The sequence below is a fragment of the bacterium genome, assembly GCA_040754625.1.
Lineage (GTDB): Bacteria > JACRDZ01 > JAQUKH01 > JAQUKH01 > JAQUKH01 > JAQUKH01.
On sequence record JBFMCF010000001.1, the window covers coordinates 1 to 25,075 of the forward strand.

General features: G+C 38.9%; 18 protein-coding genes and 1 tRNA gene. 10 read left to right on the forward strand and 9 right to left on the reverse strand.

The window, feature by feature from the left end; all coding sequences use genetic code 11:
- Positions 1 to 178 precede the first annotated feature (178 nt).
- Positions 179 to 7,450, reverse strand: coding sequence for a PKD domain-containing protein (locus tag AB1498_00005; protein MEW6086684.1), 7,272 nt, complete (start codon positions 7,448 to 7,450; stop codon positions 179 to 181).
- Between the two features lie 148 nt (positions 7,451 to 7,598).
- Between AB1498_00005 and AB1498_00010 the strand changes: the two genes are divergently transcribed.
- The 8 genes from AB1498_00010 (at position 7,599) to AB1498_00045 (ending at position 14,323) form a co-directional block, all read left to right on the forward strand.
- On the forward strand, positions 7,599 to 8,996 hold the full coding sequence (locus tag AB1498_00010) for a sugar transferase (GenBank protein ID MEW6086685.1): 1,398 nt from the start codon (positions 7,599 to 7,601) through the stop codon (positions 8,994 to 8,996).
- Between the two features lie 37 nt (positions 8,997 to 9,033).
- Positions 9,034 to 9,969: a hypothetical protein gene (locus AB1498_00015; protein ID MEW6086686.1), complete on the forward strand. Its 936-nt coding sequence runs from the start codon at positions 9,034 to 9,036 to the stop codon at positions 9,967 to 9,969.
- 42 nt (positions 9,970 to 10,011) lie between these two features.
- Entirely contained in the window at positions 10,012 to 10,608 is a 597-nt protein-coding gene (locus tag AB1498_00020; protein MEW6086687.1) for a DJ-1/PfpI family protein, read from the forward strand.
- A 212-nt stretch (positions 10,609 to 10,820) separates the two neighbouring features.
- Complete coding sequence (locus AB1498_00025) at positions 10,821 to 12,422, forward strand: tetratricopeptide repeat protein (protein MEW6086688.1); 1,602 nt, start codon at positions 10,821 to 10,823, stop codon at positions 12,420 to 12,422.
- A gap of 11 nt (positions 12,423 to 12,433) precedes the next feature.
- Positions 12,434 to 13,288: a 4-(cytidine 5'-diphospho)-2-C-methyl-D-erythritol kinase gene (ispE, locus tag AB1498_00030; protein ID MEW6086689.1), complete on the forward strand. Its 855-nt coding sequence runs from the start codon at positions 12,434 to 12,436 to the stop codon at positions 13,286 to 13,288.
- A 49-nt stretch (positions 13,289 to 13,337) separates the two neighbouring features.
- Complete coding sequence (locus AB1498_00035; GenBank protein ID MEW6086690.1) at positions 13,338 to 13,721, forward strand: septation protein SpoVG family protein; 384 nt, start codon at positions 13,338 to 13,340, stop codon at positions 13,719 to 13,721.
- A gap of 163 nt (positions 13,722 to 13,884) precedes the next feature.
- Positions 13,885 to 13,959: transfer RNA gene (locus AB1498_00040), tRNA-Gln, on the forward strand.
- 94 nt (positions 13,960 to 14,053) lie between these two features.
- The gene (locus tag AB1498_00045; GenBank protein ID MEW6086691.1) at positions 14,054 to 14,323 is read left to right on the forward strand and encodes a GIY-YIG nuclease family protein; all 270 of its coding nucleotides are present in this window, start codon (positions 14,054 to 14,056) and stop codon (positions 14,321 to 14,323) included.
- A 79-nt stretch (positions 14,324 to 14,402) separates the two neighbouring features.
- Here AB1498_00045 and AB1498_00050 read toward each other — a convergent pair whose 3' ends face one another.
- From AB1498_00050 to AB1498_00060, 3 genes are read right to left on the reverse strand one after another with little or no spacing between them, the layout of a single operon-like run.
- Positions 14,403 to 15,170 (reverse strand): glycosyltransferase family 2 protein, encoded by a 768-nt coding sequence (locus tag AB1498_00050; GenBank protein MEW6086692.1) that lies wholly within the window; start codon positions 15,168 to 15,170, stop codon positions 14,403 to 14,405.
- On the reverse strand, positions 15,160 to 17,001 hold the full coding sequence (locus AB1498_00055; GenBank protein MEW6086693.1) for a glycosyltransferase family 39 protein: 1,842 nt from the start codon (positions 16,999 to 17,001) through the stop codon (positions 15,160 to 15,162). The genes AB1498_00050 and AB1498_00055 overlap by 11 nt, the downstream gene beginning before the upstream one ends.
- A 46-nt stretch (positions 17,002 to 17,047) precedes the next feature.
- Entirely contained in the window at positions 17,048 to 17,929 is an 882-nt protein-coding gene (locus AB1498_00060) for a class I SAM-dependent methyltransferase (GenBank protein ID MEW6086694.1), read from the reverse strand.
- Between the two features lie 245 nt (positions 17,930 to 18,174).
- On the opposite strand from AB1498_00060, the gene AB1498_00065 reads away from it, so the two are divergent.
- Entirely contained in the window at positions 18,175 to 19,392 is a 1,218-nt protein-coding gene (locus AB1498_00065; protein MEW6086695.1) for a hypothetical protein, read from the forward strand.
- Between the two features lie 20 nt (positions 19,393 to 19,412).
- On the forward strand, positions 19,413 to 21,104 hold the full coding sequence (locus AB1498_00070) for a right-handed parallel beta-helix repeat-containing protein (GenBank protein MEW6086696.1): 1,692 nt from the start codon (positions 19,413 to 19,415) through the stop codon (positions 21,102 to 21,104).
- Between the two features lie 40 nt (positions 21,105 to 21,144).
- Here AB1498_00070 and AB1498_00075 read toward each other — a convergent pair whose 3' ends face one another.
- The 5 genes from AB1498_00075 to AB1498_00095 all read right to left on the reverse strand — a co-directional run bounded on the left by AB1498_00075 (position 21,145) and on the right by AB1498_00095 (position 25,022).
- Positions 21,145 to 21,549, reverse strand: a complete 405-nt coding sequence (locus AB1498_00075) for a single-stranded DNA-binding protein (GenBank protein ID MEW6086697.1) — start codon at positions 21,547 to 21,549, stop codon at positions 21,145 to 21,147.
- Positions 21,550 to 21,757: 208 nt separating this feature from the next.
- Positions 21,758 to 21,868 carry a GIY-YIG nuclease family protein gene (locus AB1498_00080; GenBank protein ID MEW6086698.1) on the reverse strand — a complete coding sequence of 37 codons (111 nt, stop codon included), beginning with the start codon at positions 21,866 to 21,868 and terminating at the stop codon, positions 21,758 to 21,760.
- A gap of 747 nt (positions 21,869 to 22,615) precedes the next feature.
- The gene (locus AB1498_00085) at positions 22,616 to 22,852 is read right to left on the reverse strand and encodes a hypothetical protein (protein MEW6086699.1); all 237 of its coding nucleotides are present in this window, start codon (positions 22,850 to 22,852) and stop codon (positions 22,616 to 22,618) included.
- 155 nt (positions 22,853 to 23,007) lie between these two features.
- The gene (locus AB1498_00090) at positions 23,008 to 24,546 is read right to left on the reverse strand and encodes a DUF2326 domain-containing protein (protein ID MEW6086700.1); all 1,539 of its coding nucleotides are present in this window, start codon (positions 24,544 to 24,546) and stop codon (positions 23,008 to 23,010) included.
- A 329-nt stretch (positions 24,547 to 24,875) separates the two neighbouring features.
- The gene (locus AB1498_00095; GenBank protein ID MEW6086701.1) at positions 24,876 to 25,022 is read right to left on the reverse strand and encodes a hypothetical protein; all 147 of its coding nucleotides are present in this window, start codon (positions 25,020 to 25,022) and stop codon (positions 24,876 to 24,878) included.
- Positions 25,023 to 25,075 lie beyond the last annotated feature (53 nt).

Here is a 25,075-nt window from a genome sequence, read left to right on the forward strand (position 1 = left end):
CTCTGCCCATCGTTTTTCTCTATCGCATTATGGTTCCAGTCATCCGGCTGATTCATTCCATAAACAAATAAGTCCTGCGATATTGTTAAAAACAGGGCGAAGGCAAGGGTGAGAAAAACCGAGTAAAATTTTTTACTTTTAAACATTTTTAATCCTTTAGCTCACAACCCACAATCCATTAATAAAACACTTCCACTGCCCCATACATCCAGTTCGACTCGTTGCCGGCCGCGTCAATCGCACGGATACCGAGTGTGTATTTGCCGCTCCCGCATAAAAATCCGTTTTCATCTCTTCCAGTCCAGTTTATGTTGTTAAGCCCGCTATTCATACCCTGGAATTCTTTTTGAACAATTATTCTCTGCATGCCGTCCAATATTTTAACTTTTATGTTTGCCTGCTTGGATAACCTGAACTGCATAATTAATTTTTTATCCTGTTCAATTTCAGGATTCAGGCCTGGTGAAAAATAGCCTGTGGACATCGCAATATCTGAAATTACAGGCCTTCCGTTTATGATAATTGCATTTTTAGCCAACGGCCATTTTACAGCCGAAAGGACATAACTTCCCGGTGGGGCAGTTATACCTTCACTATTTGTCCCATCCCATACGGCTATATAGGTCCCGGATTTCTGTGGTTCTCTCATGCAGATTGTCTTAATTTTATATTGCGGATAGGCAGACGGGGCCCAAAAAACATAAAGGGTTATTTCCGCGGGCTTGTCTAAAGTATATTGTAAAGTACAAATCTTACCGTCATAGGGTGAAAAACTTACAGGATAACTAAAAAGCGGCACTTCATAATTTCCCGATGTATTTGTAAGATTATAAGAATATGTTTTACCGTTTATTTCATAATCGATAACAAAAAAATAAATGCCTGTTTTAACCAGGTTACCGCTGTCATCTCTTCCGTTCCAGGTATCTGAATAAAAACCGGTGTCCCGGCTTACATTGGAAATTATTGTCTTAACAGGGTTCTGGTTCCTGTCTACAATGCGAAGTGTGATTTTTGCGGGTTGTGCCAGAATGGAATTTACGGCAATCGTCTCACCAAGGACAGGATCAAACGCCTCACTGCTAAGTGTTGTTGTAATACCCATATTGACCGTAATGGGAATTGATTTAAGGACTGAAACATTATTGCTGTTTGTTACCCGTAACATGGCGGTATAATCATTGGCAAGGGTATATGTGGACGAAGTATTTCCTGTTGTGTCTGAAAGCCAGTCGAACACCCCATCTCCGTCAAAATCCCACTCGTATCTTGCAATGCTGGAAGCGGTATCCACAGCAGTAACATTAAAAAAAATTTTTAAAGGCGCGGTGCCGCTTGAAGGATTCGCGCCGGCGGTAATCTCCGTGGCCGGGCCGGATGTCGCATTTATTAAAACCGAGCTTGTGTTAAAATTGTTGTCATTATCTGTCCCTTTTAAACAGGCAGAATATATTCCCACAGTTTCATAAGTATAGGAAACGGCGGCGGAGCTGTCTGAAATCCAGTCAAATAAGCCATTCCCGTCAAAATCCCATTCGAATCTTTTGATTGTTCCGTCTGAATCGGAAGCCGAACCTGAAAAGGAAACCGTCAGAGGAACAGCGCCCTGGGCCGGTGAGGCTTGCGCTGAAACTGTTGGTATTGATACTGCCTGGACATTTATTGTAACGAACTCTTCTCCTTTAAGATTATCGTTGTCGGTAACACGCAGTTTTGCCTGATACGTCCCTGGAATTTTATAGGTATAAGATATTTTGTCGGGGAGAATAGTGTATCCATCATATGTCCCATTTCCGTCAAAATCCCATTCGTAATTATAAATTACTCCATCTTCATCTGAGCCGTTTGAAGTAAAGGTAACATTTAAAGGAGCAAAACCTGTCCCCGGATATGCCTGTGGCAAAGCTTTCGGCGTAACACCCGCAAAGACAAATATTTTCGCTGTGTCCGTTAACCCGCTGTTATCAGTGATTCTAAAAACCGCGTTATAGCTGCCAACATTGTTATATGTCCATGAAGCAATCCCGGTTGTACCAGAGTTCCAGTCATAGCTTCCGTTACCGTCAAAATCCCATTCGTGCAGGACAATTGTTCCGTCACTGTCGGTCCCTATCCCTGCGAAGTCTACCTTAAGCGGCGTGTCGCCTGATGTCCGAGATGCGGATGCGGACGCCTCCGGATTACCTGACGGTAAAACTGAAATATTTATATAGGCAGTCGCATATCTTCCTCCGGAATCCGATGCCTTGAATACTGCATTATAATTCCCGGAGGTATTATAGGTATAATCCGCGGATGCGGAGGTATCTGAAACCCGGTCGTAAACACCGTCACCGTCAAAATCCCATTCATATAATGCAGCAGGATAATCCGAATTCGCTGTGCCTGAAAAAGAAACGTTTAAAGGCGGTTTACCTTTCACGGGAGAAGCTTCGGCCGTTACAGTTAAAGGAACAGGATTCACAGTCACAGTAACCTTCACAGTGGAAAATAACCCGTCATTATCCATCGTTTTTAAAGTTGGGAAATATGTCCCTGCTGAATTATATATATAACCAACTTCAACGGGTATTTTGCTGTTCCAATCATAAACATTGTCATCATTGTAGTCCAGCTCATAAAGGGTTATACTTCCATCATAGTCATAACTGCCCCACATTTTAAAAAGAACATTCAATGGCCGGGTACCGTTTGTGGGGCTTACATTCAGGACGGGGACCGGGCCGGACAGATCTACTGTTACCTGTGAAGCCCATTTTACAAATTCGGTCCCGTATTCATCTGTAATTTTTATGACTGGCTGGTAAATTCCACTTTGCGAATATGCCCAATTTATATTCCCTGTAGTTAATGAATTCCAGTCATATATTCCATCTCCGTTAAAGTCCCATTCATATTTTGATATTAAACCGGCGGGATTGAACGCGGAAACTGAAAAACTCACGTCCAGGGGCACCGGCCCTCCTGTTTTATCCTGTGAAATATCGATTTTTGCGGGGCCTATGCGGACAATATTCTTATAATCATACCCCGGCAAACCATTACTGTTGGTTACTCTAAGGATAGGATTATACACGCCTGCCGATGAATAAGTATGGAAAGTATTTGCTTCACTTTCAGTTGGAGCCGAGAAATCAAAAATCCCATCGCCTTCAAAATCCCATTCGTAATTTATAATCGAAGCTGTAGTGTCAATCGCAGATGCTCCAAAATTTACCGGCAAAGGTTTATCGCCGGAAAGGGGAGTAATTAAGGCAGTTGCCAATGGTAAACTTGATCCTGTTGTCCCGGGATCAAAAGCCACACTCATCGGCTTCCAAAATCCTCCTTTTCTAAAAAGTGTAGTCCCGTTTGCCGATATTTTAACTATTTCACCTGTATAACTATCCGCAACCCAATATCCGCCGTCAACATCCGGACATATTGCTTCCGGCCAGATGAATCCGGGAACACTTAGAATACCTTTACCATTCGCATCAAATCGGACTATCCTGTTGTTATATGTGTCGGCAACCCAGCAATTGCCGTCTTCCGGATTTACAACCAGGTCGACTAAATAGATATTAAATCCGCCTATTCTGAACAATTCCTGGCCGGTTGAATCCAATTTAACAACCTGGCCGCTATTTGTATTTGAAATCCAACAGCTTCCGTCAGCCGGATTTACAGAAACGGACTTGGGCCTGTTAAAACCACTTATCCTTTTTAATTCCACTCCGTCAGGAGACAATTGGACTATTTGTGAATTATAAGTATCTGTTACCCAGGAGCTTCCGTTACTGCTGTTTACTGAAACGGCGTGGGGAAAATAAAACCCGCCAATTCTAAACAATTCCTGGCCGTCACTGCTTACTTTTATTATTTTATGTTCAAGCTCAGCAGCAACCCAGCAGGAACCACCATTAGCATTTACTGAAATACCGGTTCCACGCCAGGAAGGACGGGTAACGTTTATTCTAAACAACTCCTGCCCGGCGGAATTCACTTTAACAACCTGATCATTAAGGCAATCCGCAATCCAGCAGGAACCATCCGTCACATTGACGGAAACAGTATATGGCCCTTTAAATCCGCTTAATCTCTTTAATTCTTTCCCGTCAGCCTCTAATTTAATCACCTGGCCATTATAACTGTTAGGATCACTGACCGCAATCCATACCGAGGCTGAAGAAACAAAAATTTTTGCCACATCCATATCAGTCAGTCCGTCATTGTCGGTCACTCTAAGCCTTGGTTCATATATCCCGGGAGATTCATAAGTATTTTGAACAGAATCATATACCGCTAAACTATTAAATGCCGTTTCGTATATTCCATCTCCGTTAAAGTCAAATTCATATTGGGTTATCCATCCATCCAGGTCGGTCCCGGTGCCTCCAAAATATACTTCCAGGGGAATATTGCCCGCCTGAGGAGAAACATAAATTTGGGCGGAAGGTGAACCTGCCGGGTTTACCCGGATACTTGTTAAAGACACAGCCTGTCCGCCGTCGTTATCGGTTACCCTCACCTTTGATTTATAATCACCTGCGGAATCATATACATAAACCAGGCTGTCAAAAGCACTACTTGTGTCATAAACATCGTCACCGTTAAAATCCCATTCATATAAATTTATAAATCCGTCCTGGTCTGAAGCTTCCGCCCTGAAAACAACCGGAAGAGGACTGTTTCCTTTTTGAGGACAAGCAGTAAGTTTAACAACAGGGAATGTCCTGTTACAAGCTATATTCAGAGAAGTTGTATTAAAATATCCGTCGTTATCCGTAACTTTCAAGACAGGATTATATGCCCCGCCATTTTGATAAATATGAGAAACATTGACAGCCGTAGTAGAAAAAAAGTCGAAGGTGTCATCTCCCTCAAAATCCAATTCATAATTTTTTATTGTTCCATCCGGGTCAGTTCCAAAATATTTGAAAGATATTTCCAAAGGAGCATTTCCCTGGATAGTGTTCGCTTGAATAAAACCCACGGGTTTGGATTGAGCTTTTATTAATATATTCGCTGTTGAATAAAGGCCGTCATTATCTGTTATTTTAAACAAAGCAGTATAATTTCCCAGTGAATCGTACGTATGGTTTGCAACCCCTGTAGTATTCAAACTCAAGCTGTTTCCGTCTCCAAAATCCCATTCATATCGGACTATCTGGCCGTCAGGGTCTAATCCCGTCCCCGTAAACGAAACATTAAGAGGAACCGGCCCAGAATCCGGAGACGCGCTCGCGGAAGCATAAGGTTTGCCTGGTGGAAAGACATTGATGACAATTGAAGCGGTAGCATAACCTCCTTCATTATCTGTCGCCTTAAAGACAGCATTGTAAACCCCGGGAGAATCATAAATATAACTTGTAATCCCGCTGGAATCCGAATTCCATGTGTTCCCATCCCCAAAATCCCATTCATATTTGACTATATTTCCGTCAATATCACTTCCTGTACCATTAAAATTAACATTCAAAGGAGCATTGCCGCTCGCGGGATTCGCGCTTGCCTGAGCCTTTGGAGGAGATTGATTCACAATAACAGTGCAATAACTTGAATCGCTCAACCCTGAATTATCAGTTACCTTTAAACCCGGATTATATGTCCCTTTTTCCAGGTATGTCCAACTTGCGTCTCCGCTTAAAACTGAATTCCAGTCAAATATGCCGTCCCTATTAAAATCCCACTGGTATAATGTTATAAAACCGTCAGGGTCGCTTGTCCCGGATGCTGATAAATTTACAGTTAAAGGAATTACACCCTGGCCCGGATTCGCACTTGCTTTTGCCTTTGGCGCTGAACCGCTTACAGTAACTATTACTGAATCTATTGCCGTCGCACCATCTGTGTCTGTAACTTTTACTGTCGCCTTATATGTTTTTACATTTTGATAGATATAACTTATAGCTCCGCTCGTGGTTGACAAATAATCAAATATCCCGTCCCCGTCAAAATCCCATTGATAATTTTCAACACGGCCGTCCGTCGGGTCAAACAGCACCGCGCTGAAATTTACTTTTAACGGCGCGTTCCCGCTGGTAGTATCCGCAGCCGCCTTCACAACCAGTTTACCAATCCTGATAATTTCATTATCATATTTTTGCAAAAAGCTGTCATCTGTCCCTTTTACAACCGCGTTATAAATTCCCAATGATTCGTAAACATGAGAAATACTTCCAGCCGTGTCCAAACTTGTATCAAAAACGCCGTCTCCTTCAAAATCTATTTCATATTTTTGAATATACCCGTTCGAATCGACGCCGGATACGTTTAAATCTACTACTTCTCCCGTATCTATCCGGTTTTTATTTGCTGAAACATTAACATAAGGCCCATCCGGCTTTATTTCCTCTGGAACAAGCGATACCCATTTCGGACGGTTAAATCCCGCTAAGCGCATAACCTCTTTTCCGTTCGGCGAGAGTTTTACTACCTGATTCCTTTCATAATCCGCCACCCAGCACCCGTAATCAAAAGGATCTGCCGATACAGAAACCGGATGGATAAATCCGGATGTTCTTGCCAATTCCGCGCCGTTTTTATCAAGCCGCGCAACCTGGTTATTTTCATAATCAGCAATCCATATGCTTTCATCCTGCCAATTTACCGAGATAAAATTCGGCCGGTTAAATCCTCCAATGCGAACCAATTCCGTGGTCCCGGTACTTATCAGCCGGACAACCTGGTTATTATATTTATCAGCTATCCAGCAGGAACCGTCTCCCTGGTTCACTGAAACTGAAACGGGTTTATTAAATCCGCCTTTACGGACTAATTCCAATCCATTGGCATTCAATTTTACTGCCTGGTTATGGTCATAATCAGCTATCCAGCAGGAACCGTCCAGCAAATCTATATCAAGTGAAGCAGGATTTAAAAATCCGCTTGCCCTGAACAACACCTCACCGTTAGAAGACAGTTTAGCGACTTTATCATATTCTCCCACCCAGCATGAACCGTCCCGCCAGTTATACGCTATACTCTGGGGCTTGTTAAATCCAGTTATTTTTAATAACTCACGTCCGCCGGCATCCAGTTTTATAATCCTGTTATTTCCGTAATCACAAATCCAGCAGGAGCCATCCAAAGGATTTACCGCCATAGAATATGGATTTAAAAAACCTCCTGTCCGCAATAGCTCCTTTCCTGTCTTCCCTGAAAGCCGGACTATCTTATTATTGTTGTAATCGGATACCCACAGGCTTGAAACTACTCCCTTGCGGGCAAAATGAACGGCAAAAAAACTTAAATCTTTTTCATCTATAATTTTATCATTATTTATATCTGCTTCCTGAAGCCAATTGGGGCTTTCGGGTGTGGCACCTTTGACACGGGAAAAAAGGATTAAATCAAAACCATCGACACGGTTGGATTCATTAATGTCAGCGGGTAACGCCAAAACAGGGGAGGTTAAAATGAAGGGAAAAATAATGATAAAGGCAATAAATCGGGTTTTTATTTTCATTACGGCCTGTAATAGTTTTAAGGAAAAGTTATCAAAAAACATTATAATTTCTATATCATTTTTGTCAAGTTAATTTTTTTAAACAATTCGGGGGCTTAAATAAAAATACTGATGAAATTTTTTTTTATTATGTTAAAATTATTCTGTAATGAAAAAGAGAAATGAATCAATTTTTATAAGCTTGAACATATTGTTTGATGTCATAGGGATCAACCTTGCCTTTTTAACTTCATACTGGATTAGTTTCAGGGCCAACCTTGTCCCTGTAAAATATATTCCGCCTTCTCCTATAATGTTTAACAATATCCCGGTATTGATTTTAATTAACTTATTATGGGTTTTTATCTTCAGCATCGGCGGTATGTATGACCAGCGCCGGGGGCTTTCAAAAATATCTGAATTCCATCTCATCCTTAAAAACGTATCAACCGTAATAATAATTCTGACAATCGGGACTTTCCTTATCAAAACATTATACGACTGGAGATTGACCGTTGTATATACCTGGCTTACAAACCTGCTTTATCTCTCAATATTCAGGTTTATTATTATCCAATACCGCTTAAACAGCAGGGAAAACGGGTTGTTTTTAAGCCGCACTTTAATTATCGGGGCGGGTGAAACGGGTGTCCGGATCGCCGAAGAACTTAAAAGGTTTCCAAAACTGGGTTATAAAATAATCGGGTTTATTGATAATGACCCCGGGAAATTGCATAAAGAAATAAACGGATTAAAAATACTCGGCAATGATGAAAACCTGAAAAATATTATAGAAAACGAGTCCATCGAAGAAATCATTATCTCAATTCCCCCGACATCACATAAGGCCATTTACGAATTATTATTGCAGTTAAAAGACACTCATATTACTTTTAAAATAGTCCCGGATTTTCTGGAAGTAGTCATCGGCAAAGTCAAGATACGGCATGTGGAAGAAATCCCGCTGATCGAGTTAGCGACCGAACCTGTATACGGCTGGTCTAAAATACTTAAAAGGACACTGGATATATCTGTTTCCCTGGCGGGTCTTGTGATATTTGCCGTCCCTTCTCTAATTATCACGATTTTAATTAAGCTCGACAGCCGCGGGCCGATTTTTTTCAAACAGGAACGTATCGGAAAAGGAGGTGTCCCGTTCAACCTCTATAAATTCCGTTCAATGATAGAAGATGCCGAAAAACATACAGGCCCTGTGTGGGCGCAGGAAAATGACTGCCGGATAACCAGGCTTGGAAATATCTTAAGAAAAACAAGCCTGGATGAAATACCCCAGCTATGGTGTATTCTTAAAGGCGACATGAGCCTGGTCGGGCCAAGGCCTGAACGAGAGTTTTTTATTCAAAAACACCCGGAACTTCAAAATGAAAGATTGTTAGTCAAACCCGGTATTACAGGACTCGCGCAGGTTAACGGGCGATACCATTTAACAATACATGAGAAGGCTAAATACGACCTTTTTTATATTCGCAATCATTCACTGGGGCTTGATATTAAAATCCTTTTAAAAACAATAATTGTTGTTTTAACACAACATGGAGCAAGATAAAATAGCGCTGAAGGCTGAAGGCGCCGAAGGAAGGAAAATGAAACTTTTATTTAAATTTTTTATAATCACATTTTTATCGCTATTTTGCGGCTGTATCTTAAGCCCGCTGGAATACGAAGAGGAAAACAACTGGACAACTTACTGGGTAGACAATAACAATCCGAACAGCAATGTTTTTAATGTCCTTGTAACTTCGGACAATAAACTGTGGGCGGGGACGGATAACGGGGTTAATGTTTTCGATTATAAGGTATGGACCACTTATAATACAAATACCACAAAAAATACGCTTGAAAGCAACAGTATTTATTCTCTCGCGCAGGGTGAAAATGGAATTTGGGCGGGGTCATTTAAAGGTTTATTCTTTTTCGATTACTCAACCTGGAAAAAAATAGATTCAATCGGAGATACACTTGTTGAGTCTTTATACTATCAAAACGGGAATCTATGGGTTGGCACAAACAACGGGCTTTTTCTTTTAGTCCCCCAGGGAAACGGGACCAAAATCTCCACAAACACCACGGGCAATAGAATAAGCGCTATTACCTCCGACCAGGAGAACATGTGGGTCGGAACAGACAACGGCCTCGCAAAACTCTATAACGGCTCCCCGACGGCAACGTATACAACGACAAACGGTCTGTCAAACAATATTATAAAATCCCTTGCAAGCAACGGTAAATTTCTATGGGCGGGAACGGCAAACGGCTTAAACAGGCTGGATATAATAAAAAATGAATGGACCAATTACACCACATCTAATACCAAAGAACTCCAGAGTAATGATATTTTAGCCCTGATGTTAACCAATGATATTCTCTACGCGGGGACTTCCCAGGGCCTTAATAAATTCGACGGGAAAATATGGAGCAAAGTGGCCCCTGACGAAATATCTCATGTGTTATCGCTGGCCATCCAGGGCAACACCCTCTGGGTCGGCACAAAAAACGGTATTCTAAAAGGGGAAATTTAAAAAGCGCTGAAGGCTGAAGTTACAGATGGTAAAATAATATTTATGAAAAAATATATTATATCTTTTTTTATTACTTTAATCCTCCTGGGTTTTGTCTCTTCTGAAACAGTAAAAGATTTAGCCGGCAGGAAAATTGTAATGATTATCGCCCCCTCGGATTTCAGGGATGAGGAATACCAGAAACCGAGAGAACTGTTTGAAAAAAAAGGTTTAATAGTTACAGTTGCTTCTTCCGTTTTAACTGTAAGTAAAGGCATGTCAGGCCTTGAAGTAAAACCGGACATGCTCATGGAAAAAATAAATACCAGTGAATTTGACGGTATTGTATTTATTGGCGGGACCGGGGCCCGGGAATACTGGGACAATAAAACAGCCCATAAAATCGCGAAGGATTCAATAAAACACAAAAAAGTATTGGGCGCTATATGTCTTGCCCCGGTAATCCTTGCCAGGTCCGGTGTTTTAAAAAATAAACGCGCAACTTGTTTTGGTCCGGTTAAAGATAAAATTATTGAATCCGGTGCTAAATACATTGGTTCACTGGTAGAAATCGACGGGAACATCATTACCGCAAACGGCCCGCTGGCTTCCGAAACATTCGCGAAAGACATACTCGAAGCAATATTAAAAAATAAATGAGCAGTCGGGGAGTTTTTTCGACTGCTCATCCTGAGCCGGCAGGCAGGCGAAGGATATCTGACTTATTCTTAAATTTGTAATTTTATTAAAATGTGTTATAATCTGTTCAAAATGAACCCAGCCCTTCCTAAAATGTTTTTTGCAATAAATAAGGGGTGGGTAAAAGATATAGAATTTGGATTTTTGAGTTTAGTATAGAAAGGAAGAGCTGGGTGAAAAAATTATTTTACTTTATCATAATATTAAATTTATTCTTTTACACGGGATGCGCCAAAAGAAAATTAAATGACGTGCAAAAGCAGCCGGAAGCCTTGAACCTGTCCCCGGACGTTTACTCTTATTATATGATGGGGACCATGTATGACGGGCAGGGATTATATAAAGAAGCGGCTAAAGAATTTGAGAACGCGGTAATTCTTTCTCCTGGTTCCGCGTTTCTCCATAATTCACTCGGCCACGCATACCTGAAGCAGGGCCTTTATGACGAATCAATCAAGGAGTTTTCAACGGCAATTTCACTGGATTCAACTTTCGCGTCTCCTTATGTTTTCCTGGGAAGCATATACGGTTATAAAAACCTGACTAATGAAGCGATTAATTCTTTTAAAAAAGCCATTGAGCTTGAACCCGGTAACATAGGGACCCGCCAATTACTGGCACAGTTTTATGCAAAGAACAATCTTTTACAAGAGGCGTTAACCGAATATAATGAAATATCAAAAATAAATCCCAATACCGAACTGATACATTTTTATTTGGCAAATATTTACATGGAACTGAAAAATTACAAAGAAGCCATAAAAGAATATAAGTCAGCTATAGATGCAAACCCAAATTATCTTCTTTCCCGTTACGGTTTAGTGGACGCTTATAGAAAAACGGATGATTTCGATTCCGCGATCAAAGAATTAAAAGAAATTCTCGCGATAGCGCCCAGGAACATCATGGTCAATAAAATACTGGGGGAAATTTATATGCAAAGAAAAGAGGAAAAAGAGGCGCATAATTATTTCCTTACTGTCCTTGAAAAAAACCCGCATGACATTGATGCTTTATACTTTCTCGCATTAATAGCTAAAAAAAATGAAAAATATGAGGAGTCAATTTCCTATTTTGAAAAAATACTGAGATTCCACCCAAATTTTTTAGAAGCCTATATACAACTTGCTTTTTTATATGACAAAACAAATCAAAACTCAAAAACCGTCCAAATCCTGGAAAATTCGAACCGGTTACACCCTAATAACCCGGATATTTTATTTTACCTGGCACTGAGCTACAGCCGCGCGGAACAGAACGAAAAGGCCGTAACCGCGATCTCTGATGCAATAAAAATAAATCCTAATAATGCCGAATTTTATTATCATTTAGGGGTCTTAAGCGACAAAATCGGAAATTTCGATGAAGCGGTAAAAGCCTTTTATAAAACCATCGAATTAAATCCAAAAAAGGGTGATGCTTACAACTACCTGGGTTATCTTTACGCCGACCGGGGCATAAAACTTGAAGAGTCAATATCACTGGTTTCCAAGGCGCTGGAAATAGAACCGGAAAACGGTTATTTTATTGATAGTTTAGGATGGGCTTATTTTCGCTTAAACAGGCTTAATGATGCTTTAAATGAAATCACAAGGGCTTTAAAATATGTTAAAGATGATCCAATAGTATATGACCATCTCGGCGATATACTTTTTAAAAAAGAAGACTTTGGAGGGGCTGAGAAGGCATGGGAAAAATCCATAAGTATTAAAAAAGACCCCAAGGTACAGGAAAAACTGGATAAACTAAAGGAACTGCTTAAAAATAAAAAGTAAGTTTAAACTCTATGGATTCTATTTCTCTCCTGAGTTACGCCAAGATTAATCTTTACCTTGATATTTTAGACAAACGCCCTGATAATTACCATAATATCCTGACTTTATTCCAGGAAATCGACCTTGCCGATAAAATTTCTTTTGAAGAAACAACTTCATTGATTAAACTCCGTTCCGGGGGAATAAAAGTCCCCGGCGGGAAAGAAAATATAATTGTCCGGGCGGCACTGCTTCTCAGGGAAACCTGTAAAATAAAAAAAGGCGTCAATATCCGCCTTGAAAAAAATATCCCGGTATCCGCGGGGCTTGGAGGAGGCAGCAGCAACGCGGCTTCAACATTAAAAGGATTATCTCTTTTATGGCAGATAAACATTCCGCGGGAAAAACTTATATCATTGGCGTCTGAGCTTGGGTCCGATGTCCCTTTCTTTCTGACCGGAGGGACATGCATCGGGAAAGGCCGCGGGGAAATCCTGACGCCTGTTTATAACACTCCTTCTTTCTGGGTAGTAATAATAAAACCTGAAATACCTGTTTTAACACAATGGGCTTATCAAAAAATAGAGTTGACAAAGACCATAAAAACTGATAAACTTAAATACCCTTTTTTTACAGATGAAAACTATAACTTTATTGCATTAAAGAACAATCTTTATAATAAGTTTGAAGGCTGTGTGATACCGGAATTCCCGGAGATCGGGGAAAAGAAAAAAGAACTCGAATCTTTCGGATTAAGCGCCTTAATGTCAGGCAGCGGTTCGGCTGTGTTCGGAATTATCCAGGAAAAAAGGAAAGCTGAATTGGCATACCGCGAACTAAAGGCTAAGGGAGAACAGGTCTTCCTGGCAAAAACAAGACATCATTGAAAAAAGGCCCGCCTGAGGCGGGTCACTTTGTGAAAGGAAGGGTACATCTATGGAAATCACTGAAGTAAGGGTATTCTTAAGAAAAGATGAAACAGAAAAAGTTAAAGCTTACATCACGGTGACCTTTGATAATGCTTTTGTTGTCCGTGACCTGAAAATCCTGGACGGCAAAAACGGCCTTTTCGTTGCCATGCCAAGCCGCAGGATGCGCGTAGGCTGTCCTAAATGCAGCCATAAAAATAACCTCCACAGCCGTTTTTGCAGCCATTGCGGCCAGGCCCTTGAATCCGTAGTCAATGATGAATCTATTGACCGTAAAGATGAACACAAAGATATCGCGCATCCCATTACCACAGAGATGCGGAATTACATACAGGATAAGGTGATCTCGGCCTACAAACAAAAGCTCCAGGAAGAGGGAGTTCCCGCGTAATAAATTAGAGGCTCTTAGATTAATGGGGTCAGTCTTATTTTATTTTTCGATTGACCCTTTTATATTTAACGCAAAAGACAAAATTCCTGCCTGTCACAGGCAGGTAAAATTAAAATTAATATATCATTTCGTGACTTTTGACTTTTAACTTTTGACTTTCTGTTGGGGCGTCGTCAAGCGGTAAGACTCAGGAATTTGGATCCTGCATTCGAAGGTTCGAATCCTTCCGCCCCAGCCAGTGAACCACGTAGGGTTCACTGCCTTGCAGTGAATCCTATGTGGTGAACTGCCCTGCACCCAACGTGGTGCAGGGCAATCCTTAATATAACTTTATGTATTATGTTTATATCCTTTTCAGTCTAAAAGATCAAAAATTCTACATCGGTTTTACACATGATTTAAAACGAAGAATGACGGAGCATTCCACAGGAAAAGTCCCCAGCACTAAACCACGCCTTCCTTTAAAATTAATCTTTTATGAAGCTCACCTTTCAAAAATTGACGCCCAAAGAAGAGAAAACTATTTCAAGACAGAAAAAGGCAAATCAACTCTGCGGCAAATGTTAAGAAGTTCTTTAAAAGATTTAGTTTTAGTTAAATAATTGTTCATCATACTTTTATTGAATCCAAACAGGAAAAAGGTTTGAAGGGAACGGCTGTCTGGGGCGGAAGTCGTAAATATTATTTTCTTCCCTCCCGAAAAATCCCAAACCTCACCAATCCCGTTTTTTGAAGCATATATTTTGCCAGGACGGACAGGGTCTGGAACCCGTATTTGACGCTTCTTTTAAAATTGATTGAAGATGCCTGGGGAAAATAACGGGTGGGGACCGGTATGTCCCCTATCCTGAAGCCGAAAAAAACAGCCTGGGCAAGAAATTCCGAATCAAAAACATAATCATTTGAATTTTCCCAGTAAGGGATTTTCTCTAAAACCTCCCTCGTGTAAACGCGAAAACCGGAATGAAAATCGCCGAGGTTCTGGCCCAGAATAATGTTTTCAATTATCGTCAAAAACCTGTTGCTTATATATTTATACAGGGGCATGCCGCTTTCAAGTGTTTCGCGCCGGGTCCTTATGCGTGAACCTATAATAACATCGCAGATCCCCGCGGATAAAAAACCTACGGCAAAAGGTATTAAACGGCTGTCATACTGATAATCGGGATGAATCATGACCACTATATCGGCCCCGGTTTTTAACGCCGCGTCATAGCACGTTTTCTGGTTTGCGCCATATCCTTTATTTTTGTCATGGCGTAAGACTGTAATGCCGAGTTTTCGTGCAACTTCCACTGTATGGTCTGAACTCCCGTCATCCGTTAAAATTATTTCATCAACGCTGCCTTCGGGTATATCTTTCAAAGTTTTTTCGAGGGTCTTTTCCGCGTTGTAGGCGGGCATGACGGCAGTTACCTTTTTTGGCTTTACCTGAATATTAGTTTTCATTTCTTGATTTTTCAAGCTCTTCAAGCTGTTTATTAACTATATTTATTTCTTCAGTCCGCCAGAGACTGATATGCTCCTTGACATATTTTAATTCTTTTTCCGCCTGAAAATTTTCTCCGCTGTTTTTATAAGATACAGCCAGAGCATAACGGATATTTAAGGCCTCCGGATCCAGACAAATTCCTTTTATAAGCATTTGTTTCGCCTTTTCAAATTGTCCATTTTTGTTATATATAAGACCCAAATTATAATACACATCCACTCTCAAGGGATTAATTTCAAGGATCCTTTTGAATATATTTTCAGCCCGTGTCAAATCGTTTAAATAATAAAATATTATCCCCTTGCGAAATAAAATCCGTTGATTATCATGCCCAATTTTTTCAGCAAGATCCAACTGCTCGAGGGCATTTTGATATTCACTTTTAATTTCATGCTTCACCGCCCGGGAAAGATAATAATCAACATCAGGCTTACCCCAGGCTTTTAATTTTAAGGTAAAACTTATTATTAAAAACAAAACCAGAAAAGCCGTCAGCATAAAAAATCTGGCATATTTTTTATCCAGGAATATTTTTGCCAAAGAAAAAAGGCCATAACCCGAGAAGATTATCATGAAAGGTAAAACCGTCATCATATAACGCAGGGTAACAAAAAACATTATAATGCTCGATACCAAAAATATAACCGCAAGATAAAGGACAGCGGCTTTTTTATCGCATTCATTTTTTGCCAAAAACATTCCCAATAAACAGAACATAACTATAAGTTTTATTTCCAAGCCGTTATATTTAAATAATTTTATTTCATCTGAAATAAAATTATTTTCAATATCCGGCCCGGAAAAATTACCTGTTAAAACATAGCCTGTTTTTTTTAACAACAGTTTTAAATATTTCTGAGGTTCATTAGTGATAAAAGCCAATCCTTTCCGGAACCAGAAATCAGAAATCTGGGATGTTTTCAATTTTCTCCCTGTTTCATTTTGGGCCAGAATCATGGCATCCCTCAGCATGTCCTCCTGGTTAAAGCTGATATTATCCGGGCAATGAAAAATACCGTTGGCATCCGGGTTATTTCCCAGATAAAAATTAAATCCCAAATTACCCGATATCAGCACAAAATCTTTTTCAACCTTGTAATTTCTTAACGCCGCTGAACCTACTATAAGGAATAAACCTGACAAAAAAACAAAATTTTTAAAAACAAAATTTTTAAAAACGGGTTTTGTCTTTGACAAAATCAATACGAATGAAAATATTCCAAAAAATAGTATATTGGCCTGGGTCAAAACGGCAACCCCTAACAATGTTCCGAGCATGAATATTTTTATCCTGCCTGTATTAATATCAAATTTCAGCAGTAAAAAAATAAACAACAGGTTAAAAAAAACAGATAAAGCCGTATAAACAAGCAGGCCTTCGTATATTATAAATTTGCTTGAGAGCAAATATAAAACACCGGAAATCACCGCTGTTTTTTCATTAAATATTTTTTTAGCAATCAGGTAAATTAATAAACAATTAACTACCCCCACTATAAACTGTATTGAATAAATTGTCCCTATATTCTCCCCGAATGTCTTAAATAAAAAAGCCAATAAATAAGCATATAACGGCCATTTCATAAAAACTCCGGAGCCTAATAAATCTCCGGAAAGTATATCTTTGGCCCAGATATAATAACAATAGCTGTCCGAATGGACCATTATAGGGTAAATACTGCTTTTAACATATTCGGAAAGATAAAATAAACGGATAATCAGGGCGCTTGAAAGGATAATCAGAAGGATGTAAAATGATTTATCAATTTTAAATTCAGATATTTTCATAAAAATGTGTTTTATCTTTCATTTCGGATATTTAACAAAGTCTGACTTACGACTTAGACGCGTAAACAGTTATAACACCCCCCCTTTTCAGGGACGACTCCAGAAAAACAATAGGGACACCGGCCAGAGAAACAGGAACAATCACGCCGAAAGTAATCAGCAAATCTTTTAAAATATGTCTGCTAAATTTAAGTTTTCCGTTTAGCAAATCGAATAATAAATTCTTCCTTGTTGTAAACACATTGATAATGCTCTGTATAAAACCAAATAAGCCGTATATAAAAGAAAAATGGGAAATTTTAAGGACAGAAAAACCGGTTGAATTCAGTAAAGAACTTACGGTCTTCGGATCATAATGCACTAAATGCCGGGGCACATCCAAATGAAACCAGTTATGCCTGGTTAAGCATGACTGAAAAGACCCGAAGTTCGGTATTTCCGCTATTAAAAAACCTCCGCTCTTCAAGGATCTTTTTGCTTCCGATAAATAAACCTTCGGCCCGGCAAAATGTTCCAAAGTGTGCCACATTGTTATTATATCAAACTTATTATCAGGAAATTTACATTTTATCAAATCCTTTTTGCAGATCCTGGCGGATATTCCGTCACTTATAAAATGGCTTTCAGGAGCAGTCTCTGTTCCGGAAACTTCCCATCCTTTTTTTGACAAAAGAGACAAAAAGCTGCCATTCCCGCATCCAATGTCCAGGACCGACAAATTTATTTTATTGCCGGACAACCCGGAAACTTTTCTTAACCTTGAATAATTAATCAATCTTTCAACGAATGATTTGCGCCTGCCGTAATAGGGACCTTGATAGTATTTCCCAAAATCACAGGGCTCAAACTGTGTAAAAACACATCCGCAGCCTGAACATTTATGAATTGAGAACTTATCTCCTGTAATATAGTCTTTTGCCGGAAACAAATAGTCTGGATTTCCGCTATCGCAAATAAAACAATTCATAGGAGTATTTACTGCTTCATTATTTATATTGGTTTTTCCGGGAATAATCATAACACATTATATCGGATTTGATTTCGATAAAGTGAAATAAAAAGGGCCGCTTTAAAGCTCATTTCCCTTGACAACGTAAAAACAAGTGTTATAATTTTTTTATCCGTATAATGAAACTTCTTGTATCTTTTGAAGTATTATATTATAGAGAAAAAATGCGATTAAAGAGAAGGAATTTGTTTAATAAAACGACGCTAATATATTTATTGGCTGTTTTATTTTTATGGTCCGGATGTGCTTCAAACAAGAAAAACGCAAGGCCGACCGGGGAAGCCGCCCCGCAGGCCGGGACAGGGTTTAAAGAAACCGGTTTACATGGCCGGGTGGTAGTGGAAGAAAAGTACCGTTACCTTGAAGGCGCCCGTGTTTTTGCGTATACAACCCTGGATTTTGAAAATGGCAAATATTATATGTCTGAACCGGTAGATAAAAACGGCAATTTCAAACTTTTGCTGCCGGAAGGACAATATTATATTACAGCTAAAAAATCCGTTAAGAATGAAACATCGTTCAATAAAATTGAAAAGGATGATTATTATTGTTATTACGGCGGGAACCCTGTTGCCGTAACTTCAAATAAAATGTTTTTTATCGGGTTAAATTGTGTCCGGAAAAAAACTAATTTAAGTCATGAAAACAGTCCGCGGGAAAACGTTTCCGGGATTAAGGGAAGAGTAACTTATAAAGATAAACCGTTATCCGGCGCATATGTATTGGCGTTCGAAGACGCGGAAACAAGTTTCCGGGGCTCGTTCTATACTGTTTCCAAACCCACTGACGCGGATGGGAATTTTGAACTGGATTTACCAGCGGGGACTTATTATATTATCTCTAAAAAAATGAAAAAGGGAGGCGAACCTTATATTCATCCCTATGGGAAAGGAAAGATCACTGAACGGACCAGTTTAACCGCGGGGCCGTTAAAACAAGACGATTATTATTGTTATTATGATGAAAATCCAATACAGGTTAAAGAAAACAGTTTCGCAGTGCTGGAATTACCGTCAACAATTAAAATCGGAGATGATACAAAAACCCATTACAACATGAGCACGGGTACAATGAGGATTGAAGGGCAGCTCCTGGACGGGGATAACAAACCTGTCAAGGAGGCTTATGCGTTTGCCGCCCTGCACAGGCTGATGGAGGATAAACCCGAGTATATCTCCAACCCGACCGGTGAAGACGGTAAATTTGTGCTGTATATTAAAAAAAGCGGCTGGTATTACCTGGGGGGGAGGAATTACCTGGGCCGCCCGATGAGAAAAGGCGATCTATGGGGTTATTATAACCAGGCGGGAAAAAATCTGATAAAAATAAATGAAAATGATGTAATAGAAAATATGACCATTAGGTTAGGGTTAATAGAATAAAAACTTTAAGGAGATAATTTATGAGAAGAAAAAAAATGTTTAAAAATCCATTAATTGTTTTTTTCCTCCTTTTAATTGCCTCGTCCGCGTTTGCAAAAACTTCCGTCCCTTCAGAGATAAAAAAGAATACCGTGTGGACCAAATCCCAGAGCCCCTATGAAATTGAAAAGGACATTTTAATCAAAAAAGACGCGCTCTTAACAATTGAGCCAGGTGTCAAAATAGTATTTAAAGCTATTTCCAAAACAGAATCCGAAGACAAAAGAATTAAAATCGTTGTACAGGGGAATTTAATAGCCAACGGGACAAGCGCCGAAAAAATTATCTTCAATTCAAGTGAAAAACTGCTGGGAGTATGGGGCGGGATAATATTTGAAAATATTAAAGACAACAGGAGTATCCTGGAAAACTGCCAGATTGAAAACGCGAGGTGCGCGGTCACATGTTTAAACTCTTCTCCCGTTATCACAAACTGTTATTTCGCAAAAAATGAATTAGCCATAGACTGCGAGGACTGGGCTTCACCGGTCATCTCAAATAATATTTTCACCGACAACGGCATGTCTGTAAGCACGATAGGCGTAATTAACTGCGCCCGTTATTCATCGCCAAAAATAAAAAACAACCTGATACAAAAAAATGTCGGGCCCAACATCCAGGTTTCCTTGTTTTCTTCCCCTGAAATCAGCCAGAACATTATTACATACAATACAAGCCATGGGATAATTTCAAACTCTTTTTCAGAACCGGTCATTTTAAACAATGAAATAAGCTATAACGGCTGTTTCGGACAGCAGGGCATCGCGGTCAACCAATCATCCCCGACCATAATGGGAAATTATATCCATAACAACTGCAAAATAGGCATTTCTGTTTCTTCCGACTCTTACCCGTTGATATCCGGCAACAGGATAACCAATAATGAGGAAGGAATCATATGCGTGGATTCATCCCCTGTTCTTACTTTTAATATATTCAAGACTTTTAATCACGGGATAATAATTTCGGGAAATTCTTCCCCGGTAATAAATTACAACAATTTCCAGCCGGACAGCAAAACAATCCAGAATATTGTCCTTGAGAACTGCAGCGGGCAAATAAATGCCCAAAATAACTGGTGGGGCGACATAGACATGGTTCTTATTGAAAAAAATATTGCCGATAATAAAACAAATCCTTCGCTCGGCCCGGTTGTAATAACCCCGTTTTTAAATTCAGAGGTCAATCTTAATGATTATTCAAACCTGAATTTGGATTACCTGAACAAAATCAGCTCCAACAGGAGGTATATAGATTTAAAAAGTGATTTTTTATTCCTTTCATTCCGTGACGGTAACTGGGAAATATATTCGGCAAATATTAACGCGGAAAAAATAAGTAATCTGACAAAAAACATCAATACGGATGTGGCCCCCTGCATATCACCCGATAATAAAGAAATAGCCTTCAGTTCGAACCGTTCAGGGAACCTGGACATATTTGTCATGGATAAAAACGGGAAAAACATCAAACAAATCACCGATAATATATTCAATGAATCTGTTCCTCTGTGGTCAAATGACGGCCACAAGCTTGCTTTCTGGTCGGAACTCAGGCAGGTATTTGTAATCGATAAAGACGGTAAAAACAAGAAAAGCATTGATCCAAACGCTTATCTTAAGGAACTGCCGGATTTTAAAATAACGTCCTATTTATGGCCGCAAAACCATTAGAATTAAGATGGCAAAATCTCTTTTTACCGGAAACTCGTCCTTAAAAAGGGACCTCGTCAGCCGGCTCTTCGGATGTTTCCGGCAATTCTTTATGTTCCGGTTCAAATGCCTCGTTCCTGGGTGTTTTGAAAAACACGCTTTCAGCTATCACTTCAGAAACATAGCGTTTTATACCATCCTTGCCGTCATAAGAACGGTTTTCGATCCTGCCCTGGACCGTGACATACATCCCTTTTTTGAGCCTCTCTGAAACATGTTCGGCCAGCTTTTGCCAGCATACAATATTATGAAAAGTGGTTACCTGTTCCCATCCCTCGCCCTTTTTGACACCGCGGCTGGTGGCAAGCCCGAACCTCGCGACAGCGGCCCCTCCCTGCGTAAACCTCAATTCAGGGTCCTTGGTCACATTTCCTATCAGGAAACAGATGTTTTGTGAAAATTGCATAATTCACCTCTTTTTATTTTATAAGTTAATATCCATTTTTACCCGCAAATTTTAATGATGTATAAATATATCACAAAAAATATATAAAAGAAAGCTCAAAAAAAAGACCGTAGGTTTTGTAACCCTTTAGCGGATTGGAACAGTTAAAGTTAAATCCCCCTTAATCCCCCTTTCCAAAAGGGGGAAAATAAAATTCTATTCCAATCCGCTAAAGGGTTACTTTTTTATTAAGATGCTCTTTAAAACGGCGTTCTATATTATTAGTTACACCTGTATATAAAGATTTATTTTTACATTCTAAAATATAAACAAACCACATAATTTTTGCCCCTCGCCTGTGGTGAGAAAAATCGAACCACTTCGCTCGGGACACTTCTCCTCGGCTAAAAATAGACTCGGCTTGCCTACTCAAGACACTGAGCGAGGCAAAGTCGAGTCGAAGTGGCTCCGCATTTGATTTGAATTCAAACTGTGTTCCGATTTTTTTCCCGAATACAATTCATTTCTGCCGGAAGAAAAATTTAAGGAAATAAATCCTGCCACACTTTCAGCGTGGCAGTTTGCCTCTGCCAAATTTACCCCGTTAGAGAATTCACATATCGGTTAGGAATTACAGATGTTTATATTTTTCGTAAAATTTTAACTTTGGTTCTCTAACGGGGTGAATCGGCAGAGTTGCCAGAAGGAAAATTCATCGTAAAAAAAGAAGATTTTCCAACCTCGACGGTATTTTGGCAAACTATCGCAGTCTTGGTGCTTCCCGATGTTGCTACGCTCGTCGGGATAAACTCCCTTTAGCCATTCAGTATCTGGAGTTCATCCTGAGCGAAGTCGAAGGATTCCCTCCGCTCCAAACCTGCTTCACTTATTGTCCGAGCCAACGACTTATCCTGATTCAATTGAAATTGGGAGTTGTGCTAGGGCAAGATTTTTACTTTACTGCCTGTCGATGGAGCGTCGATAATAGGTGAGATTTGCCCTCGCGCACCTTCCAGTTGTCGATTGAAGCGGAACTATCGTCGCGCTCGGACAAAAAAACCTCAAGACTCGGAATGTCTGTCCGCCTCTATTTCCCTAAATTTTTCTTCCTACAAGCATGAATCGTATTCGGCAAAATAATCGGAACAATTTTTGAATCGGAAACGAGCGGGGAGCCATTCATTGCGTCTCGAACTGAAATTTCGGGACTGGAAACGGGAAACCGCAAAACGGTTTCCCGTTTTGTTTTATTATCTTCCCCGCCGAAAAAAGAATCGTCATTTTTGAATGAATTCGCTGAAAAATCCTTTGAATAACCTGCCATAAACCGAACTTGTTCTGGTTTATGGAAAAGATTTAATTGAATTTGTGAGGGGGAATAAATAATATTTTTAATGAATTTTTTCGCCCATAAATTCTTTTCAATCCCCCTTTTTAAAGGCAAGATTTGGACAAAGTGCTGAAGGGTTTGCTATGCGGTCACCGGGAATTCTCGATCCTAAATAACTTGTCTTGCGGAGAAAGTTTTACTGCAAAATAATCATCCCTATTCAATTCTTCTGGTAATTTATCTTTTAAAATAGATGCAATAAATTGGATATCGCTTCGATTTACAAGCTCTGCAATTTTAACCAATTGGTTATCATGCATTAATTCTTTTTTATCATTTAGTAAAAAATGTAAACAAGGCATATCTTCTGCGTCCGCAAATAATGTATATGCTATATCAAAACATGATATTTCACCCTGTTTTTTGCCCGAACTAATATTAGTATTAAAAGCGCTGAATTTATATAATCGTTGATTTTTCTTATTAATAATAATATCGTATTTTAAAGCGTATTGCTCCCCATATAAATTAGTCGAAATTGAAGCGAAATATTTATTAAACTTATTAATTTGGATTTTTACAGTCTTCTCAAAATCATTAGAAAATAACTCATTATTAATTTCACTAAGCTGTTTGTTGTATTCTTTAATATTATCTTCGACTTCATTTAGTTGCTGAATAATGTTTTCGTATTCTCCTTTTTTCCTAAATTTTTCACCTAATGCATCAATAATAACTTCCAAGTCTTTAAATGAATCACTCTTAGCAATTCCTGTCGATAACGATTTTTCTTCCAGTAATAATTTTCTCAAAGATTCTTTTTTGCTTTGAATATTGCTCTCTAAAGCAGGCAATTCTTTTGTAATATATTTTACTTTTTCAAATATCATTTGATTATGATATTTGACCAAGTCATCGAATGTTTTCTGAATTCCAGTAATTTGATTCGTAGCTTGATTATAAATTAATCGTAATTGTTGTAAGTCAATTTCTGATTTACGGGAATTTAATTCTTGTTGAGCTTCAATAATCAAATCTCTGCGAATATTCAATCTGCTAATTTCTGAGCTTATTTTATTGATTTGATATTTTATGTTGTTTAGTTTTTCTAAATCGGCCTCAAAATTCTTATTCAGATTAAAGCTTGCTTTGCGTTTATTAAGCTCTTCGATTTCATTATTAATAATAGAAAGAGTAGTTTCATAAGCTGTTTTTGTTTGATTTTTCTCAAGTCTTTTTTTATACGTATCTTCCTGTTTTAACTTTGCTAAAATCTCTTGTTTCGAACTGCCTTTATTGAACTCACAGCCAAACAAAAACAAATATAACGTCTCGTATTCCGCATCGGTCGTATATTTGTCTAGCGTTTTCAATGTATTATTTATACTTTCATCCTTATATCTAATGTTATGAGAAATAATTTGCCTGAACGTTGGCTTTTCGGCATAGTGATCCGGAAATATTAATTTAGAAAGTGTTACTTCAAACTCGTCTTCTGTTAGGTTTTTCCCATTAATTTTTCTGATTAATTCTTTTCGCGATAAAAAATTTCTTTCAATTATAATTTTTTTAGCATTTTCATCATTACATGTTGGAGAGTGTAACTGATATAGAAAAAATAATTTCTTATATTGATGAAGAAATACAAAAAGGTAATAAAAAATTACTAAAAGTAAAAGAAGAAGCAATTAGATTTGTTTTTACCACATTGGATTATAGTATTGTGCATAGAGGAAGAAAGACTGACTGTTACCCGGATTTTATAGATAAAAGAATCGATATGAAAAATATTAATCAGACTATAATCACATTTAATTACGAAACACTCTTTGAACATGCATTATTACATAAACATATATTTGGAATTTATTCTTACGGATTAGCCCTAAAACAAGCGAGTTTTTTTAAGCGCGACTTAAAATTAATCGGCAGCCATGTAAAATCTTTATTTTCGCTCTATTCGTCCATATAAAATTTATTTTTTGTTTCGTTAAACTGGGAAAATATTTTTTTAAGTCTAATTTTGGCCAAAATCATAAAAAATTGACACACCTGTCCCGTTTTCAGATTCTATTTCTTTTATTTTCAGCTTATCGCTTAAACTTTTTATGTAACTGCTATTCTCCGGATTCGTTCCCAGGCCGCAAAAAAATCTTTCAGCCATGAATTATAGCCGAGCAATCGATACACTATCATTCGTCCTGTCCTGATTATTTG